19 protein-coding genes are annotated in these 18,068 nt (G+C 57.0%); 16 read left to right on the top strand and 3 right to left on the bottom strand.

What is annotated here, in order from left to right; translation table 11 throughout:
- Nucleotides 1-190: 190 nt before the first annotated feature.
- The 3 genes from IAI51_RS03060 to IAI51_RS03050 all read left to right on the top strand — a co-directional run bounded on the left by IAI51_RS03060 (nt 191) and on the right by IAI51_RS03050 (nt 1,993).
- Nucleotides 191-358, top strand: coding sequence for a rubredoxin (locus tag IAI51_RS03060; protein ID WP_003437744.1), 168 nt, complete (start codon nt 191-193; stop codon nt 356-358).
- 20 nt (nt 359-378) lie between these two features.
- On the top strand, nt 379-1,527 hold the full coding sequence (locus IAI51_RS03055; protein ID WP_187677146.1) for an NAD(P)/FAD-dependent oxidoreductase: 1,149 nt from the start codon (nt 379-381) through the stop codon (nt 1,525-1,527).
- Between the two features lie 190 nt (nt 1,528-1,717).
- Nucleotides 1,718-1,993, top strand: coding sequence for an HU family DNA-binding protein (locus IAI51_RS03050; protein WP_003213368.1), 276 nt, complete (start codon nt 1,718-1,720; stop codon nt 1,991-1,993).
- A 96-nt stretch (nt 1,994-2,089) separates the two neighbouring features.
- Here IAI51_RS03050 and IAI51_RS03045 read toward each other — a convergent pair whose 3' ends face one another.
- From IAI51_RS03045 to tssI, 3 genes are read right to left on the bottom strand one after another with little or no spacing between them, the layout of a single operon-like run.
- A complete protein-coding gene (locus IAI51_RS03045) occupies nt 2,090-3,166 on the bottom strand; it encodes a hypothetical protein (RefSeq protein WP_187677308.1) in 1,077 nt (358 codons plus the stop codon).
- Nucleotides 3,167-3,179: 13 nt separating this feature from the next.
- Nucleotides 3,180-3,848 carry a DUF2931 family protein gene (locus tag IAI51_RS03040; RefSeq protein WP_187677145.1) on the bottom strand — a complete coding sequence of 223 codons (669 nt, stop codon included), beginning with the start codon at nt 3,846-3,848 and terminating at the stop codon, nt 3,180-3,182.
- Entirely contained in the window at nt 3,841-7,200 is a 3,360-nt protein-coding gene (gene tssI, locus IAI51_RS03035; protein ID WP_187677304.1) for a type VI secretion system tip protein TssI/VgrG, read from the bottom strand. The genes IAI51_RS03040 and tssI overlap by 8 nt, the downstream gene beginning before the upstream one ends.
- Nucleotides 7,201-7,912: 712 nt before the next feature.
- Here tssI and tssA point away from each other — a divergent pair.
- From tssA to tssG, 13 genes are read left to right on the top strand one after another with little or no spacing between them, the layout of a single operon-like run.
- Nucleotides 7,913-9,475 carry a type VI secretion system protein TssA gene (tssA, locus tag IAI51_RS03030; RefSeq protein WP_187677144.1) on the top strand — a complete coding sequence of 521 codons (1,563 nt, stop codon included), beginning with the start codon at nt 7,913-7,915 and terminating at the stop codon, nt 9,473-9,475.
- A gap of 32 nt (nt 9,476-9,507) precedes the next feature.
- Complete coding sequence (tssB, locus tag IAI51_RS03025; protein ID WP_042561805.1) at nt 9,508-10,011, top strand: type VI secretion system contractile sheath small subunit; 504 nt, start codon at nt 9,508-9,510, stop codon at nt 10,009-10,011.
- Between the two features lie 26 nt (nt 10,012-10,037).
- On the top strand, nt 10,038-11,513 hold the full coding sequence (tssC, locus tag IAI51_RS03020) for a type VI secretion system contractile sheath large subunit (protein WP_187677143.1): 1,476 nt from the start codon (nt 10,038-10,040) through the stop codon (nt 11,511-11,513).
- Between the two features lie 9 nt (nt 11,514-11,522).
- Nucleotides 11,523-11,930 (top strand): type VI secretion system baseplate subunit TssE, encoded by a 408-nt coding sequence (tssE, locus tag IAI51_RS03015; RefSeq protein ID WP_187677142.1) that lies wholly within the window; start codon nt 11,523-11,525, stop codon nt 11,928-11,930.
- 11 nt (nt 11,931-11,941) lie between these two features.
- Entirely contained in the window at nt 11,942-12,442 is a 501-nt protein-coding gene (locus IAI51_RS03010) for a PAAR domain-containing protein (protein WP_187677141.1), read from the top strand.
- A 14-nt stretch (nt 12,443-12,456) separates the two neighbouring features.
- The gene (locus IAI51_RS03005; protein ID WP_187677140.1) at nt 12,457-13,281 is read left to right on the top strand and encodes a hypothetical protein; all 825 of its coding nucleotides are present in this window, start codon (nt 12,457-12,459) and stop codon (nt 13,279-13,281) included.
- Nucleotides 13,271-13,615 (top strand): hypothetical protein, encoded by a 345-nt coding sequence (locus tag IAI51_RS03000; protein WP_150694286.1) that lies wholly within the window; start codon nt 13,271-13,273, stop codon nt 13,613-13,615. Before IAI51_RS03005 ends, IAI51_RS03000 begins: the two co-directional genes overlap by 11 nt.
- A 22-nt stretch (nt 13,616-13,637) precedes the next feature.
- Nucleotides 13,638-14,045 carry a hypothetical protein gene (locus tag IAI51_RS02995; protein ID WP_262410284.1) on the top strand — a complete coding sequence of 136 codons (408 nt, stop codon included), beginning with the start codon at nt 13,638-13,640 and terminating at the stop codon, nt 14,043-14,045.
- 22 nt (nt 14,046-14,067) lie between these two features.
- A complete protein-coding gene (locus IAI51_RS02990; protein WP_187677139.1) occupies nt 14,068-14,442 on the top strand; it encodes a hypothetical protein in 375 nt (124 codons plus the stop codon).
- Entirely contained in the window at nt 14,442-14,858 is a 417-nt protein-coding gene (locus tag IAI51_RS02985) for a hypothetical protein (protein ID WP_187677138.1), read from the top strand. Before IAI51_RS02990 ends, IAI51_RS02985 begins: the two co-directional genes overlap by 1 nt.
- Nucleotides 14,851-15,276, top strand: a complete 426-nt coding sequence (locus IAI51_RS02980; RefSeq protein WP_187677137.1) for a hypothetical protein — start codon at nt 14,851-14,853, stop codon at nt 15,274-15,276. Before IAI51_RS02985 ends, IAI51_RS02980 begins: the two co-directional genes overlap by 8 nt.
- A gap of 27 nt (nt 15,277-15,303) precedes the next feature.
- Nucleotides 15,304-17,091 carry a type VI secretion system baseplate subunit TssF gene (gene tssF / locus IAI51_RS02975; RefSeq protein WP_187677136.1) on the top strand — a complete coding sequence of 596 codons (1,788 nt, stop codon included), beginning with the start codon at nt 15,304-15,306 and terminating at the stop codon, nt 17,089-17,091.
- Nucleotides 17,055-18,062, top strand: coding sequence for a type VI secretion system baseplate subunit TssG (tssG, locus tag IAI51_RS02970; protein WP_187677135.1), 1,008 nt, complete (start codon nt 17,055-17,057; stop codon nt 18,060-18,062). The genes tssF and tssG overlap by 37 nt, the downstream gene beginning before the upstream one ends.
- The last annotated feature ends 6 nt before the right edge of the window (nt 18,063-18,068 follow it).

Here is an 18,068-nt window from a genome sequence, read left to right as displayed (position 1 = left end):
TATTGGCCGCAAATGAGGCGGCGAGCTTACCATGGCGGGCCGCGAGATTGATTGATCCGGGACGCCGTTGCGCCGAACAGGCTTGCATCTGCCCGGCACCATCAGTACAAAACGCGCTGAGCCGGATGGCAGAGCACCACCCATCGACCGTTCGCGCCGACAAAAGCCTGAAACCTGAGGAAGTACCTGAATGAAAAAGTGGCAATGCATCGTCTGCGGCCTGATCTATAACGAAGCCGACGGCTGGCCGGATGACGGCATCGCACCGGGCACCCTGTGGCAGGACGTGCCGGAAGACTGGCTGTGCCCGGACTGCGGTGTCGGCAAGATGGACTTCGAAATGATCGAAATCAACTGAGCAAACCCAAGGAGTAAGGCATGAACGCACCTGTCGTAATCATCGGCACCGGGCTTGCGGGCTATAACCTGGCCCGGGAGTTTCGCAAGCTCGATAGCGAAACTCCGCTGCTGCTGATTACCGCCGATGACGGCCGCTCTTACTCCAAGCCAATGCTTTCCACCGGTTTCGGCAAGAACAAGGACGCCGATGGCCTGAGCATGGCCGAACCGGGCGCCATGGCCGAGCAGTTGAAGGCCGAAGTGCGCACTCATACGCGCATCAGCGGCATCGATGCCGGCCACAAGCGCCTGTGGATCGGCGAAGAAGCGGTGTACTACCGCGACCTGATCCTCGCCTGGGGCGCGGAAACCGTGCGTGTGCCGATTGAAGGCGATGGCGCGGATCTGGTGTTCCCGATCAACGATCTTGAAGACTACGCACGCTTTCGCATCGCAGCGGCCGGTAAGCGTCGTGTGCTGCTGCTCGGCGCCGGGCTAATTGGTTGTGAATTCGCCAACGACTTGATCCTCGGTGGCTACGAAGTGCAACTGGTCGCGCCGTGTGAGCAGGTCATGCCGATGTTGCTGCATCCAGCGGCCGCAGCAGCGGTGCAGTCCGGGCTGGAAAGCCTTGGCGCAAAATTCCACCTCGGCCCGGTGCTGACCCGTCTGCACAAGGTCGCCGACGGCCTGGAAGCGCATTTGTCCGACGGTCAGGTCATTCCCTGCGACGTGGTGGTCTCGGCCATCGGCCTGCGCCCACGCATCGATCTGGCGGCGGCTGCCGGCGTGCAGGTCAATCGCGGCGTCGTGGTCGACCGGCATTTGAAGACCTCACACGCCAATATCTACGCCCTGGGCGATTGCGCCGAGGTCGACGGGCTGAATTTGCTGTACGTGATGCCCCTGATGAGCTGTGCGCGAGCGCTTGCCCAAACATTGACGGGGAACCCGACAGCGGTGAGCTACGGCCCGATGCCGATCACTGTGAAAACCCCGGTGTGCCCGCTGGTGGTTTCGCCACCGCCACGGGGCAGCGAAGGTCTCTGGACGGTCGAAGGGCAGGGCGCCGACATCAAGGCGCTGTGTCATGGCACCGATGGTCAGTTGCTCGGATATGCCCTGACTGGCGCGGCCGTCATGGAAAAACTCGCCCTGAACAAACAGCTTCCTGCCCTGCTGGCGTAAATACCGGTCGTTCTGTCGGAATCACCCCGCTTTTGCCCCTACAAAGGTCGCGGGGAGACTGGCGCCGCCGGTATCCGCGTGCCATCCTCACTCCCGTCTGCCGCAGAGTAGAGCCTGCGGCGCCTTGGGCGCTGTTCCAACGAGAACAGCACGGACATAACAACAAAAAACCGTCAAAGGGGCTTCACTAATGCGTAAACCAGAACTCGCCGCTGCAATCGCTGAAAAAGCAGATCTGACCAAAGAACAGGCCAACCGCGTGCTCAACGCCGTTCTCGAAGAAATCACCGGCGCTCTGCACCGCAAGGACAGCGTCACGCTGGTGGGCTTCGGCACCTTCCTGCAACGCCACCGCGGCGCCCGCACCGGCAAAAACCCGCAAACCGGTGAACCGGTGAAAATCAAGGCCAGCAACACCGTTGCGTTCAAGCCAGGCAAATCGTTGAAAGACAGCGTTAATCCGTAATTGCGGCGAACTCCCTGAATAACGGGGAGAAGCGCAATGAAAAAATGGGCATACCGATTGCGGTCGGGTGCCCATTTTTTATGGATGTATGTCAGGTTATTTGCGGAAGCAGGCTTTGCCGTTGCCAAAGTCTACGGCCAGGCAGTTTGGCTCGATCGCCAGTTGCAGATCTTTGAACAACACAGAAAGATCGCCGTTGGCAGGGTCAGGATAGGCTTGCCAGTCCAGCGTCGCCCATCGAGTTTCCGGCATGACGGTGAACCACTCGATTTCATCAGGAGAATTTTGTGTATGTAAGCCGATTTTCGCCAATGCTTTATTTGGGGAAAACGGCAGTGTCAGCGTGTTTTGCTGCGAGTCTGTCCAAACCTCCTTCAATGTCGAACCGTCTTCGAATTGCCAATGAACTTCCACTGGACGGATCGCGGGTGGTGAGACCGGATCGAAGTGATAAAACGTCAACCAATAGTTATGGTCAACTCGTTCTCGCTCTTCTGGAGCCAGATAACGGCTGGTGGTCGCCAGATCAAATCCGATGGGTTGTTCGAACGTTAAGGGCTGGTTTTTTCGTTTCTTCCAGCCAATGTTGAAGGCTCGGCTATCCCCCGCGACATCGAACCATTGATAGGTTCCACGATTATGATCTGTGCCAAAGCCAATTTTTTTCAGAGTTCTCTGATGATCGTAAGGAAACCAGAGATCTGTTTGTTGATTCGAGTTCAAGAGCAATTGACCCGGTGGACCTGAATTGAACTCGAGACTGACCATCACGGGTTTTAGGGGCGGCGGCGGAGGTTGGTGATCGTACCGTAGCTCTAAAACGTAGCTCTCTTTAGCCAACTCATTTTTTTCTTTTTCGGCATATTCCTTGAGTTCGATCAGAGTTCTCTCGCGTGAAAGATTGTAGGAAAGCTTCTTTGCTGGTTGGGCAGCAGGCTCTTGCTCCAGCATGAGAGTGTTTTCCTCGACATACCAGTTTCCCTTGGCAACACCGCCAGCCGATCCGTAGGCGATACCAGCAGAAAAGGTGCCGTCCTTACGCAACAGCAACTCGGCGGCCATTTCCATGGCGCCAGACAGGTAGTAATGACCGTCCAGTGGCGGGTTGTCTGTGGATGCGTGGGTAACGGGAGGCCACATCAGCGCTGCGAACAACAGCGGTTTCAATTCCATGAGGTAATGCTCCTTACCAGCTCCCGAAGGGAATGCCGAATTTTTCGATGTAGGCTTTAGATACGTCGGTTAGAGGCCGATGTTTACCGCCGGATTTACTCTCGTAGGGGCCTTTGGGATTGATTGTTCCTTGAACGCGGGCAATTTCGACCGCCTTAAAGCAGGGGCCGCCCAGCCAGACCTTTGCTATGCCTCCGGGTGCCAGGCCGATACCGATGTCATTGCGGTAATCGGTGATCCATTTTCCATCAGCCCTGCAGAAAGCTTTTTCCCGCTTGCGCATGATTTCCCGGGCCGATTCGGAAATGGTGATGTAAGCCTCATAGGTTTGAGGTTCGGCCAGGGATTGCCATCGTACATAGATCAAGCGGGGCAGGTCGGCGCCGGTGATATCCCGCCCTGCGCCACTTCCGGGGTTTACTGGCCACCCTGCGGGCGTGCCTTTGTTATCAGCGGGAGCTCTTACCGAAGCAATCCCGGCTCCGGCACGTCGGAATACTCGCTCTCGAATATCCACCACATCGGCGGTTTCAATCCAGACCTCCATGTAGTCCGGTGCTCCAAAGCCAAGGAACCATGGCAGCTTGTCCGCAGCTTGGGAGACGTCTAGTCCGCAGCCGGCCAATAATATGCCTAGAAGGAAGTACATTGTTTTCCTGATAGGCCGAGTGAAGTCATTCATGGGGGTGCACCACTCGTTGGTTGTTCTTGGCTGCTCGGTTGATGAAAACAATATTCAAGTCGCTGCTGTTCAAGCCCTTGGCCGCATTCCAGTGAGCGGAAAGATGTATATAGCGGCTACGTAACAAAGCCCTTTCTTTGATAGTCAGCGCTTCGACAGATGATTTTCCAAGCGCATAAGCTTCAAGCTTGGCGTGGATCGGGATCAATTCCGCAGGCAGGGACAGTCTTGGCTCATTCTCGTCAATCTCTTCGAATGGCACTCCATGTCTGATCGCAAGCTCACGCATGATGCGCAGATACACCAGTGACAGCTCGCCATGTACAGGCCGCTCAATGCTGGCCGCCGCGTAAACCCGCTTTTGAGGATCCGGTCTGGATCTGCCCTTTTCTGTTGATTGAGTCATGGCTCTTTCCCAAAATGCCACGCGCAATTGACTGCCCGGGACGTCCTCTTCGATGACGCCTTTTGCATACCAGGCAAATGCTTCTTTCTCGGCAGCAACATAGGCTGCACTGCGGGTCGCGTCCTTGTCTCGGCTGATAGTGCTGGTGATCGGGTTGCTCAGCAGAAGTTTTTCCTTGGCTCTGGGCAAGTAGCCGCCGCCCAGATCCGAGTGAGCGCCGGGTAAAACCAGATCGATGTCGCCCAGGCTGTTGAGTGCAAAGTTCTCGCGATATTCATCCCGCGCAACCAGATGGACTACTTTGTTGGCGCAACCATCAGGCAGCTTTAAATCGAGTCCGGAGTTTCTGCTGTTAGCGCCGGTAAAATCGAACAGCCATGGGTTGGCGATTGCCGCAACGGTGTCAAACAGACCAATGAAATTAATGCTGATACTCGATTGTTGGTGCCAGTCAAAGCTGCTGGAGAGTGCCGGAGAACCCGCTGGAAGCGCATCTGCAAGAATACTGCGCTTGCCCTTGAGAACCTCATTTGCAAAGTGTCGAGCCGCGGCGGCACCTCGACTGAAGCCGAAAATATCGAACTCGATTTTTTCTATAAGTACATTGGGGTTCTTATCGATCAGTGAGCGCACTTGACCAATAATTTTTTCAGGGCTCTGCTTCACACGAGCTGATACGCCAGTCTCTCCTCGGCCTGTCGCTTGTGCGTAAAGTGAGTCACCTGCTTCAGTTGTTGTGCCAATACCTTCGATGTACACGCGCAAAGAGGCGTTTCTCGTTGTCTCCGGCAGTGTTTCGAAGGAGTGGTCCGTATACAGCTCATACAGCCGCACAATATTGCTTACATCATTCCCATAACTGTTGTCCGGCGAACTTCCGTTCCCGTCGTAACCGTAGGTGGCGCAGTGCTTCTGGATCTCTGCAGCCGCTTCCGCGAGATTGGCATCTGCGGCGTAGCACGCAGCGACCGTCTCGCTGTTGGCCTTGTTGTTCCCGGTTCCATCGAAAAACACGCCGATCCGCAAAGTAATGCCACCCGGCGTTTCATCCTCCAGATCGACTTCCTCCTCCTCTTCTTCTTCGAGTTCTTCCTCGATAAGTGCTTGTGCCGGCGCCGAGGAGGAAGCGGGTAATGCGCCCTCCAGCTCAGGCAGTAGCAAATGACTGGCACCGCTGTCGGCTGGCTTGCGGCCCGTTTCAATTTCGACGCTGCTGAAAATACCGCCAGCATCAATCACGAGGTGATGGCCGCCGGCTTTCAGCGTGATGCTGGCGCCGGCATCCAGTACGACGCTGGAACCGGCCTTGAGGTGCACCTGCTGGCCGGCTTCGATGTCGAGGATCTTGCCGACACGCGTGTGGCTGTTGCCGTTGATGGTTTCGCGGCGTTCGTTGCCGACTTCCAGTTGAAGGCTGTTACCGATTTCCTGAACCATGTCGCGTTGCGCGCGCAAGTAGATCAACTCTTGCCCGGCGCGATCTTCGATCGCCAGTTCGTTGTAGCCGCCTGTATTGGGCGAACTGTGGCTGCGCAGTACGGTTCTGGTTTTGTGCTCGGGCAAGGCGTAGGGCGGCTGCGTGACTTTGTTGGCGACGCAGCCGGTGATCAGTGGTTTATCCGGATCGCCCTCCAGAAAGGTCACCACGACTTCCATGCCTATGCGCGGGAGGGTCACCGTACCGAAATGATCTCCGGCCCAACCCGTCGCCACGCGTACCCAGCAACTGCTGCGCTCATTGTCCAGTTCAGCGCGATCCCACGGAAACTCAATCTTCACGCGCCCGAATTCGTCGCAATAGATCTCTTCGCTCGCTGGCCCGGTGACTCGCGCGGTCTGGGCCACCAGCAGTGGTCGACGTGGGGGCAGCGGTGGGCGGTAAATCACTTCGGCGGGAATCACGCTGAAGGTATTTCGATAGCCTTGGGTAAAACCATCGGTGGCTTTGGCGTCGCTGGTGACCGATTCTTCGAGCACTTGTGGCTGTCGGCCGAGGTGGGACACGCTGAGCAACAGCCACAAGTCGTTGCACTGTTGGCGTGTGTGCTCGGTCAGATCGAACAGGTGGCCGCAGCGCAGGTTCGGCTGATCGCTTTTACCTTCGCCCCGTTCATAGTCGCTGCGATGCCGTTCCAGCGCCTGACGGGCAAGTTGCTTGGCGTGCTTTTTATTATCCAGCACCAAGGGGTAACGATAGTCCTCCAGCACCGGAGTGAACTCGGCGCTGAAGCGGCTTTCGAGCAACAGGCTCGGACGCTTGAGGTCATAGTCGCGGCGGGTGGTCGTACTGGTCCGGGTGCTGGTCCGAACGCTGAACCGGCTGACTACCGGATGTTCCGCGGCCATGCCGGAATCTTGCTGATAGGGTGTTGCGCGAAGTCTGGGCAGGAATACCTGATCATCGGTGAACACCAGCAGATGCCCATCCGCCGAGTGCTGATGATGCCAGGCGATACCGTCCTCGGCGCATAACCTTTGGATGAATTCCAGATCATTTTCCGCGTACTGGACGCAGTATTCGCGTGGCACGCTGGAGCTGACATGGAAGTTAAATGCATCGGCCTGAATGCCATGTCCCTTGAGCACCTGCGCGATGATCTGTGGCACCGTGCGTTGCTGAAAGATTCGCTGATCGTGACTGAACTGCAAGTAATACAGCGCTGGGACAAGCGTCAGCTCATAGCGAGTCAGGCGTTTTCCAGACTCGGCTGCCATCACATCTTCGATGCGTCCGTGAATGCCTTCGTTATTCAAGCCGAACTGCAGAAACGCCGGGCGACTGAGCAGGCTCTCCAAATCGATCCCGGGTCGCTCGCTGACCAGTTCGATTCGGATCGAGTAAAGCTGACTCATGGCTTCGGTGCCGTTGAAGGAAAGCACTTTGAAATCGTGGCGAACAGCGGGGATTTGCAGAGTAAATAATGCGCAATTGCTCAAACTGACCATGCGCTTGTCCTTAAGCAGAATGATTCGAAGCGTGGCGTCTGATCGTCCGTGATCAGCCACGCGAGAAAGTTTGCCAAGGCACGCTAGCTGCGCAGGAAATAAATTGATGTAGGAAGTATCTCTGACATTTGTAAGGGCATTCTTGGTTGAAACGAGTTGCACGGATTGCAGGAAAAGACTGTAGGAGTCCACCTCGATAATTATTGAGTTAGCATCAACATCCAGTACTTCGGGCTTCAAGAAGTTTCAAAAGCATGAAATGCCATCAAATTGATGGCACTTTTATTGGTGGCTGTTGTCGCGGGTAATTTGTTAATAGAAGGCAGTGAATTTTCGGAAGAATCCTACTTTTATTTTTTTCAAGTCTTGTCATGATTGCCGCCGTGCAATGGGACGAGCGTTCGAGAAAAAGCGTTCTGGCTCCGCCGGATGCTCTGGATCAACGGTTTGGCAGGCGCGGTTCAAATGCGAAGCATATAAAACGGCATCAGGGAAACCCCTGCCATATATAGGGCGATCTCTTACAAGCGCCAATGAACACTTCGTCTTGTTGTTTAACCAGATGCTTGCTAGTGGCCATCATAGTGATTACGATGCGCCCACTTGTAAGAGCACAACTCAATTGGATGAGCCGCTTCACCGCTCTTCGATACTGTCCCGCGCCGCTGTACTTCCAATAGGCGCATGACGTTATCCAAATCAAAGGCCATGGATGTCCTACTCAAGCAAACTTTCCGCCCATTACCTCGAACTCGCTAAAGTCTCTGTTTCCAAAGAGAATTTTGCGGGCGAAGACGTTCGTTTTTCGAGCGAATTCGAGGCGCTGGAAAGCGAGCTGGCCAAAGCTTCGTCGATGCACGAAAGCGGGCAGATCGACTGGCTGAAAATTCGCGAAAACAGCGAAAACCTCCTGCGTACCCAATCCAAGGATTTGCGTGTCGGCGCCTGGCTGACCTGGTCGCTGTACCAGCGTGAATCCTTCCCCGGGCTGCTGGCCGGTCTTGGATTGCTGCACCATCTGTCGGAAAACAACTGGGCCGACGTTCACCCGCTCAAACCCCGCACCCGTGCTGCCGCCATTGGCTGGCTGGTGCCGCGTCTTGAGCAGGTCATCACCGAAAACATTGCGATCAAAGAGCAGTTGCCGATGTTCCGGCAGCTCTCCGAGCATCTGGCTGGCCTCGACGCTGCCTGCACCGAACATCTGGGTGATGACGCGCCGCTCCTGCTGCCGCTCTCCCGTCGCCTGAAAACCATGATCCAGCGCGCTTCCGACAACCAGCCGGCTCCCGGCGTGGTGGGCGCGGCGGTGGCGCAGGTCAAGCAGGCCGCGAGCCAGTTGCTCACCCCCGGCGCACCGATCGACAACGAAAAAGACGCCCACAAGGCACTGCGCGCCCAGCAGGAAAGCGCGCGGCCGCTGTGCGCCTGGTGGCTCAAGCAGAAAGCCACCGACCTGCGCGCCCTGCGCCTGAATCGCACGCTGCTGTGGATGACCATCGACGCGGTACCCGAACGCAACGCCGAGCAGATCACCGTGCTGCGCGGTCTGCCGGTCGACAAGCTCAAGCAATATCAGGATCGCTTCGATCAGGGCAAATACGCTGATCTGCTGGTGGAACTGGAGGCGAGCCTGGCGAAGGCGCCGTTCTGGTTCGATGGCCAGCGAATGGTCTGGGAGTGTCTCCAGAACCTCAACGCCGAGTTGGCAATGCGCGAAGTGGAAATCCACTTCGCGCTTTTGGTTCAGCGCCTGCCCGGCATCATCGAATGTCGTTTCCATGACGGCGCGCCGTTTGCCGATCCGTCCACCCGGGCGTGGATCGCCGGCAATGTCATGCCGCACCTGCAAAGCGCCAGCGCGCCGCGCAAGGTCGAAACCGAAGACGTTCAGACGCAGCCAGCTTGGGAAAAGGCCCTCGAAGAAGTCTTGCCGCTTCTGCGCAAGGAAGGCCTCAAGCCTGCCGTGCAGATCCTCAAGCAAGGGCTGCAGTCGGCCCACGGTGGACGCGAGCGCTTTTTCTGGCAGTTCGCGCTCGCCCGCCTGTGTTTCATGGCCAAGAAATACGAACTGGCCAAGAACCAGCTCGAAACACTCGATCAGACATTACAGGACTCAGGCCTGCACGCCTGGGAGCCCGATCTTGCATTGGAAGTGCTGCACCTGCTGCATAGCTGCTGCGAGTTGTTGCCGCAGAACCATGCAGTGCGTGAACGCAAGGAAGAGATTTATCGCAGGCTGTGCCACCTCGATCTCGAAGTGGTACTCGAATAGGCCCCAGGGCCACAACCGCAAGGAGAAAAGCCATGGCCAAAGAAGGCTCGGTAGCCCCCAAGGAACGCATCAACGTCACCTTTAAACCCGCCACCGGCGGTGCTCAGGAAGAGATTGAACTGCCGCTGAAACTGCTGGCAATCGGTGACTACACCCACCGCAAGGACGAGCGCAAGATCGAAGATCGCAAGCCGATCAGCATCGACAAGATGACCTTCGACGAAGTGCTGGCCAAGCAAGAGCTTAGCCTGACGATGAACGTGCCGAACCGTCTGCAGGAAGAAGGCAGCACTGAAGAGTTGGGCGTGCAACTGCGCGTCAATTCGATGAAGGACTTCAACCCGGCCAGCCTGGTCGAGCAAGTGCCTGAGCTGAAAAAGCTGATGGAACTGCGTGACGCGCTGGTAGCCCTCAAAGGCCCGCTGGGTAACGCACCTGCTTTCCGTAAAGCCATCGAAGGCGTGCTCGCCGACGACGAATCCCGCGGTCGCGTACTCGGTGAGCTGGGCCTGAACGCCGCAGCCACCGACGCCTGAACCCAGCAGCCAAGGAAGCCAACACAATGAGCACTAGTGCAGCACAAGAGAAAGGCGCCGCGAGCGGCGAGTACAGCATTCTCGACAGCATCATCGCCGAAACCCGCCTGACGCCGGACGACGAAGCCTACGACATCGCCAAGCGCGGTGTGTCGGCCTTCATCGAAGAGCTGCTCAAGCCGCAGAACAACGGTGAACCGGTCAAGAAAGCCATGGTTGACCGCATGATCGCCGAGATCGATGCCAAGCTCAGCCGTCAGATGGACGAAATCCTGCACCACCCGGACTTCCAGTCGCTGGAATCGGCATGGCGTGGTTTGCAGTTGCTGGTCGATCGCACCAACTTCCGCGAAAACATCAAGATTGAAATCCTCAACGTCTCCAAAGACGACCTGCTGGACGATTTCGAAGATTCGCCGGAAGTCATGCAGTCGGGCCTGTACAAGCACATCTACACCGCTGAATACGGCCAGTTCGGTGGTCAGCCGGTTGGCGCGATCATTGCCAACTACTACATGTCCCCAAGCTCGCCGGACGTGAAACTGATGCAGTACGTTTCCAGCGTAGCCTGCATGTCCCACGCGCCGTTCATCGCTGCGGCCGGTCCGAAGTTCTTCGGTCTGGAAAGCTTCACCGGCCTGCCGGATCTGAAAGATCTGAAAGACCACTTCGAAGGCCCGCAATTCGCCAAATGGCAGAGCTTCCGTACCTCGGAAGACTCCCGCTACGTTGGCCTGACTGTGCCACGTTTCCTGCTGCGTAACCCGTACGACCCGGAAGAAAACCCGGTCAAATCGTTCGTGTACAAGGAAACCGTTGCCAACAGCCACGAGCACTACCTGTGGGGCAACACTGCCTACGCGTTCGGCACCAAGCTGACCGACAGCTTCGCCAAATTCCGCTGGTGCCCGAACATCATCGGCCCGCAGAGCGGTGGTGCTGTTGAAGACCTGCCGTTGCACCATTTCGAAAGCATGGGCGAAATCGAAACCAAGATTCCTACGGAAGTTCTGGTTTCCGACCGTCGTGAATACGAACTGGCCGAGGAAGGTTTCATCTCCCTGACCATGCGTAAAGGCTCCGACAACGCGGCGTTCTTCTCCGCCAGCTCGGTGCAGAAGCCGAAGTTCTTCGGCATCAGTGCAGAAGGCAAGGCAGCAGAGCTGAACTACAAGCTCGGCACCCAACTGCCGTACATGATGATCGTCAACCGCCTGGCTCACTACTTGAAAGTGCTGCAGCGCGAGCAACTCGGTTCGTGGAAAGAACGTACCGACCTCGAGCTGGAACTCAACAAGTGGATCCGCCAGTACGTGGCCGACCAGGAAAACCCGAGCGCCGAAGTACGTGGCCGTCGTCCGCTGCGCGCTGCGCAAGTGATCGTCAGCGACGTTGAAGGCGAGCCGGGCTGGTACCGCGTGAGCTTGAACGTGCGTCCGCACTTCAAGTACATGGGTGCCGATTTCACCCTGTCGCTGGTTGGCAAGCTGGACAAAGAGTAAGAGCGACTCATGGACGGATACGGCAGTCTTTTCGAGCGCCTCAATGGCGACGCGGAACAGCGCAAAGGCAGGAGCCTCGAAGCTTCGGCCATGGCGTCTGTGGCTGCCCATCTGGCCAAAATGCTCAGCACCCGGGCCGGCAGCGTGCAAACGCTGTCCGACTACGGGTTGCCCGATCTCAATGACATGCGTCTGAGCCTGCACGACTCCCTGAGTCAGGCCCGCCTGGCCATCGAAAGCTTCATCGAAGCCTACGAACCGCGCCTGAGCAACGTGCGTGTCATTTCCCTGCCGCGTGACCACGATCAGCTTCGCCTGGCCTTCAGTATCGAAGGCTTGCTGGAAGTTGAAGGTTTCAAGCGTCAGGTCAGTTTTTCCGCGCGTCTGGATGGCAGCGGACAAGTGAAGGTCAACTAAGGAGAACCCCGATGTCTGGCAAACCCGCAGCACGCGTATCCGACCCCACCGCTTGCCCGCTCCCCGGCCACGGCACCAACCCGATCGCCGCCGGCTCCGGCGACGTGTTCTTCGACGGCCTCGCGGCCGCCCGCCAAGGCGATGCCTCGGCGTGTGGTGGTGCGATGTCGGGAAATTTGGCGACCACTGTGTTGATCAACGGCAAGCCTGCCGCCACTGTTGATTCGGTGGGTACGCATGGCAACAAGGTCACGGCAGGTTCCGGGACGGTGATTATCGGGAATTCGCATTCGCCAGCGTCATTTGTGCCTCCGTTGCCTTTGATCATTCCGGGCTTTGATGCTCAGTTCCAGCTCAAGAACGGTCTGGGCAATCCGCTTGCCGATACTAAATACCTACTCCGTCGAGCGGATGGTTCTCTCGAAAGTGGAATCACCAATGAGTTGGGCCTGACTCATCGCGTGAAGGCCCATACAGCTTCCGAAAAAATCGAAGTTTTTATTGAGAGCTGAGGGAGTACTCGTTCATGGCCGAGGCTGAAAAAATCAACAAGGATGGGCAGGAATATGTGCCAGCTGGCGCGGCCGCGAGCACAAAAACCTCTGAGGTTGCGCCGGTAGAGTTGCAGGTTTGCCGCTGTAACGGAAAAGAAGTCACAACGCTGGCTGGCTACGACAGCATCCCGAGCTATACCGGCGAGCTGCCTTCTCCGTTGCAAATTATGTGGTACGTGCCAAAAACCAAGGAAATGCTTAAGGCAAGTTTCTCTGATACAGAAATTCGTGTCTGGATAAAGCAGGCGGCTGAATATTATGGCGTCCCGCATATTTTGCTGGCGGTTATTCTGCAGCAGGAGAATGGACCTAAGGGCAGTAAATTTCTTCAATCCATGCAATTCGGCGAACGGTCGCTGACCACTCTGCTGGCGATTGTTGACAACTTGGCTTTCGATGCCGTCCCGGACAAGTTGGCCGGTGGCTCCAGCGGCTTTGCCAATATGAGTAGGGCAACATTGCAGAAGTCCGTTCAATACACAGAGAACTATTACTGCAAGAAACCATTGCCCGAAGACGTTCAGTACCGGATTTTCGGGTGGAACCAAGACACGCGAATCCCGGGTGATGACTGGAAGGCGGACCTCTACTATTGCGCCGGCCATCTACGTGAACTGGTTGACCGGGCTACCGGGACTCGCTGTCACTCCGGGGTGCTGTCCGCAGACCAGTTGAAAAAGGTGATTGCTTCCTACAACGGTTCGGGGCCGCTTGCCGAAAAGTATTCAACCGATGCTATGACGTTGTTAGACGCAGCGAAAGCAGGTACGGCGTGGTTGTATTTTTATGAAAGATAAACTCTCGACGTCTACCACTCTTGCGCTTGCTGCCGGCATTTTGGCTGTGGGGGTTGTCGTGTGGACAAATATTTTCTCCAATTCGCTGATGCTGTTAATGGACGGCGTTAATTTTATTCCTGCGGAATCTTCAATCCTCGCATTTGAACCTTATGAGATAAATCAAGGGTCGTCTTCTTATTGGATCTACGGTCAGGATGGGGAAAATTATTATTATTTTTCTTATGACGCGGCTGCGCCTTACATTTTTATTTCCAAAGCAAATGTTTGTCAGGGGTTTGATCGTCTGAATTTCAAAACATGGTGCAGTGCGAAACAAGGTACGAAGAAATGATCAGCGAGGCATCGATCTGCTCATGAAACAGTCAAGGATGATTTCGATGTCGGGCGGGGCAGTGTTTTTCACGTTTTTCATCCCAGTGACTACCTACGCCGCTCAGCAGGTCTACAGCAATAATGTTTTCCTGCTGAACACCTGTGGCGTGCCTCTGGAATTGTCCGTGGTGCATGACTCCAACTATGACGATAAAGCCCGCCGCTTGGTGTTGAATCCAAATCAGCGCAGAACTATCGCCAACTACAGATCGTTCGGCGAGGACGTAGCCGGTCAGATCAGCGACCAGTACAGCCTGTCGATTAAGAGCTCGACGGGGACCAAAACCATCGACGCGCAGACGTTGCGAAAGGCTGTCGCAAGCACCGAAAGAACTGAAGAAAAATCTGTTCGTTCATGGGTCATTACTGATGGGGCGTTCTGTCCATGACGCACATGTTCGGGTCGGCTCAATGAAACTCAGAGCCTGGCAATGTCTTGTCGCTTTTCTCAGCTCGGTTGGTTTGCTGGTGATTCTGGTCGGCTTCGCGCTGCTGTTGCGAATGGAAAGCTCGACCAAACCAAAGCTGTTCGCTCATCCCAACGCGTTGTGGGTTGGCGCCGAGGATGGCGGGGTATTCGTTGAAGTTACCAGGAACGAGGCGCCGGACTATTACGTCGAGATTCGCCACGAGAGTGGCGGAGTGTGGACTGAGGGCTGGGTTCGATACGGCACGCGGGACAGCTACCCATTGAGCGCTGCAGCCATTGGCGGCTATGACGGCGTCGAGCTCTATGTGTATTCGGGGATGGCGATCACGCCGAAAAAGCAGGGAGTGGCGCAGTGATGAATATCTATGCGCGTCTTGCACTCTGTCTGGCGATCCACGCGGCGGGATGTGTGGCCTACGTGTTTCTGAATAACGCAGTGGTTGTGGCCTACAAGGCTTTCAACGGCGGATTCACCACCCGTGGCGTGGCGATTGGCATCGCCCACTACATGTTCATCTACATATTTTTTGGCATAAACGCGCTGGCCGCGATCATCCCGAACCTGTGGGCCAAGCTCGGTCTGCTCGCTCTGATGGTTGCCTGGATTCTGTTCATGATGGTGCCTGACTACCCGCTACGTGCGCTGTTCTACACCGTGGCCCAAGGCGGAGTCACGTTGTTGGCGATTCTGCTCACGCAGGTCATTGAACTGCGTTGGGAGAGGCTTGCGCTGATGCGACAGACGTCGCCTGCGAGTCCTGCTCATGCTTAGCCGTGCGCAACTGAGCTTCTTCATGGCCGCCTTGTGGTGGCCATTGCTGGCGGTGTTGGCGATCAGTTCCTATGGCCTGTGGAATGGCGAGTACTCAACACCCGAGTCGTCCGGGATTTATTGGCAGTACCTGTTGTGGTGGGGAGTTCCCGGGTTTCTGGGTTTTTCGCTGTGGATATCCCGATCGGCGCAGAGCCGCAACGAGCAACAGGCACTGCGGATGGTTTGGTGGGCGCCGGTGAAGTTCATCCCGTTCTACGCCGTGCCATGGATGCTGTATGGCTTGTTCAGTCTGCTCGTCGGGCCGTCCAGTGACGCTTACATGGCGTACGGCTGGATCTCGATTGTGCCGTTTCTCCTGATTGGCGGTTACGTCTGTGCCGGCGTGACGGTCGCGGTCTACAGGATATTTTTTTGATGAGTTCCACTACCAGGCAGGTAACCCGTGTCCTTTAACCACTACTACCAAAGCGAACTCACCGCACTGCGCCAACTCGGTCGTCGTTTCGCCGAGCGTAGTCCGGCGCTGGCGCCGTATCTGGGGCAGGCCGGGCGGGATCCGGATGTGGAGCGGTTGCTGGAAGGCTTTGCGTTTCTGACCGGGCGTCTGCGCCAGAAGCTCGATGACGAGTTGCCGGAGCTCAGCCATTCCCTGATGCAATTGCTGTGGCCGAACTACATGCGCCCGCTGCCGGCGTTCAGCATTTTGCAGTTCGATCCGCTCAAGCGTTCGGGTCCGGCGCTGGTGGTCGAGCGCGATACGCCGGTGGAAAGCAAGCCGATCGAAGACGTGCGCTGCCGCTTCCGCACCTGCTATCCGACCGAGGTGTTGCCGCTGGATCTCGCTGCACTGAACTACTCGGTGAAGGGCGACGGTTCGTTGCTCAGCCTGCGTCTGGAAATGAGCGCCGACGGCCACCTCGGCGAGTTGGAGCTGAGCAAACTGCGCCTGCACTTTGCCGGTGAGCGCTACATCAGTCAGATGCTTTACCTGAGCCTGCTGCGCAACCTCGAAGGCATTGAACTGATCCCGCTCGACGGCGCCGGCAAGCCGATTGATGGCGTCAGCGGCAAACCGATGGCGTTCAAGATTCCCGGTGACCGGGTCAAACCGGTGGGCTTTGCCGAAGAAGAAGCGCTGATTCCGTATCCGCTGAACACCTTCCGGGGCTATCGCTACCTGCAGGAATACTTCGCCTTTCAGGACAAGTTCCTGTTCGTCGACGTCAACGGTCTGGACATCCTCAAGGCACTGCCGGAAGACACGCTCAAGCAGATGCGCGGTCTGGAACTGCGTTTTGATATCCGCAAGAGCGGCATCATGCGCATGCGCCCGACCCTGGATAACGTGAAGCTGTTCTGCACGCCGATTGCCAACCTGTTCGCGCACGACGCATTGCCGATTCGCCTCGACGGCAAGCAGGACGAATACCTGCTGCTGCCAGCGGAATACGATCTGGAAAACTGCGGCGTGTTCTCGGTGGAAACCGTGACTGGCTGGAAGCCCGGTGGCCTCGGTTATCAGGAGTACGTGCCGTTCGAATCCTTCGAGCATGACCCCAGTTTCGACGTGCCCAACAGCCGTCCGCATTACAGCATTCGCCAGCGTTCGTCCTTGCTGCACGACGGCCTCGACACTTACTTGAGCTTCGGCATCCGCCACACAGAAGCCCATGAAACCCTGTCGATCGAGCTGATGTGCACCAACCAGAATTTGCCGCGCAAGCTCAAGCTCGGCGACATCTGCATGGCCTGCGAAGAGACCCCGGAGTTCCTGAGTTTCCGCAACATCACCCCGGCCACTTCAAGCTTCGCGCCGCCGCTGAACCGTGACTTCCTGTGGAAGCTGATCAGCAACATGTCGCTTAACTATCTGTCGCTGGCCGACGTCAATGCGTTGAAGGTGATTCTGGAAACCTACGACCTGCCGCGCTACTACGACCAGCACGCGGAGAAGGTCAGCAAGCGCCTGCTCGGCGGCCTCAAACACATCAAGCACCACCACGTCGATCGGTTGCACCGTGGCCTGCCGGTGCGCGGTTTGCGCACCGAACTGACCATCGACCCGGAAGGGTATATCGGCGAAGGCGACCTGTTCGTTTTCGCTTCGGTTCTTAACGAGTTTTTCGCGCTTTACGCCAGTCTCAATTCATTCCATGAGCTGCGGGTAAAAAGCACACAGGGAGAGGTGTACCAATGGACACCACGTATGGGTCTGCAACCCCTGCTTTAAGCGGGTTGACCCGGGTAATACGCGAATACTCGCTGTTTCAGGCCGTGCTGCTGGTGATCGACCGGCTGCGCGAGGCACACCCGCACCTGAGCGAAGACGATTTGTACGATCACGTCGAGTTCCAGGCCAACCCGAGCCTCGGATTCCCGCGCAGCGATGTCGATCGCGTGGAGTTTTTTGAAGAGCACGGGCAGATGCGCGCGCGTATGCGGTTCAACCTGATCGGTCTGGTCGGTTCCGGCTCGCCGCTGCCGGCGTTCTACGGCGAGCAGGCACTGGGCGACAGCGAAGACGGCAACCCGACGCGCAATTTCCTCGACCTGTTCCACCATCGCCTGCAACGGCTGATGCTGCCGATCTGGCGCAAGTACCGCTACCGCGCGAGTTTCCAGAGCGGCGCGATCGACCCGTTCTCGTCGCAGCTGTTCGCGCTGATCGGTCTGGGCGGCGACGAGATCCGCAAGGCCAAGGAACTCAACTGGAAACGCCTGCTGCCGTACCTCGGCCTGCTCAGCTTGCGGGCGCACTCGGCGGCGCTGATCGAAGCCGTGCTGCGTTACTACTTCAAGCACGAAGACCTGGTCATCGAGCAGTGCATCGAGCGCCGCGTGGAAATTCTCGAAGAGCAGCGCAATCGTTTGGGGCGTGCCAACAGCATGCTCGGCGAAGACCTGGTGCTCGGCGAACACGTGCGCGACCGCAGCGGCAAATTCCGCATTCACATCACCCAACTCGACTGGCAGCGATTCCACGAATTCCTGCCGATCGGCTTCGGTTACCAGCCGCTCTGCGCGCTGGTGCGGTTCACCCTGCGTGACCCGCTCGATTACGACATTCGCCTGGTTTTGCGCCAGGAAGAAATCCGCGAACTGCGCATTGGTGAGCAGAACGCCTGTCGCCTCGGTTGGACCAGTTGGCTGGGCCGCGAGAAAGCGGACGGCGTGGTGACCCTGGGCAGCAAAATTCATTAAGGACGT

The organism is Pseudomonas sp. N40(2020), assembly GCF_014472415.1.
GTDB lineage: Bacteria > Pseudomonadota > Gammaproteobacteria > Pseudomonadales > Pseudomonadaceae > Aquipseudomonas.
Note: the sequence above shows the minus strand (reverse complement) of the source record. Positions and strands in the feature narration are given on the sequence as shown.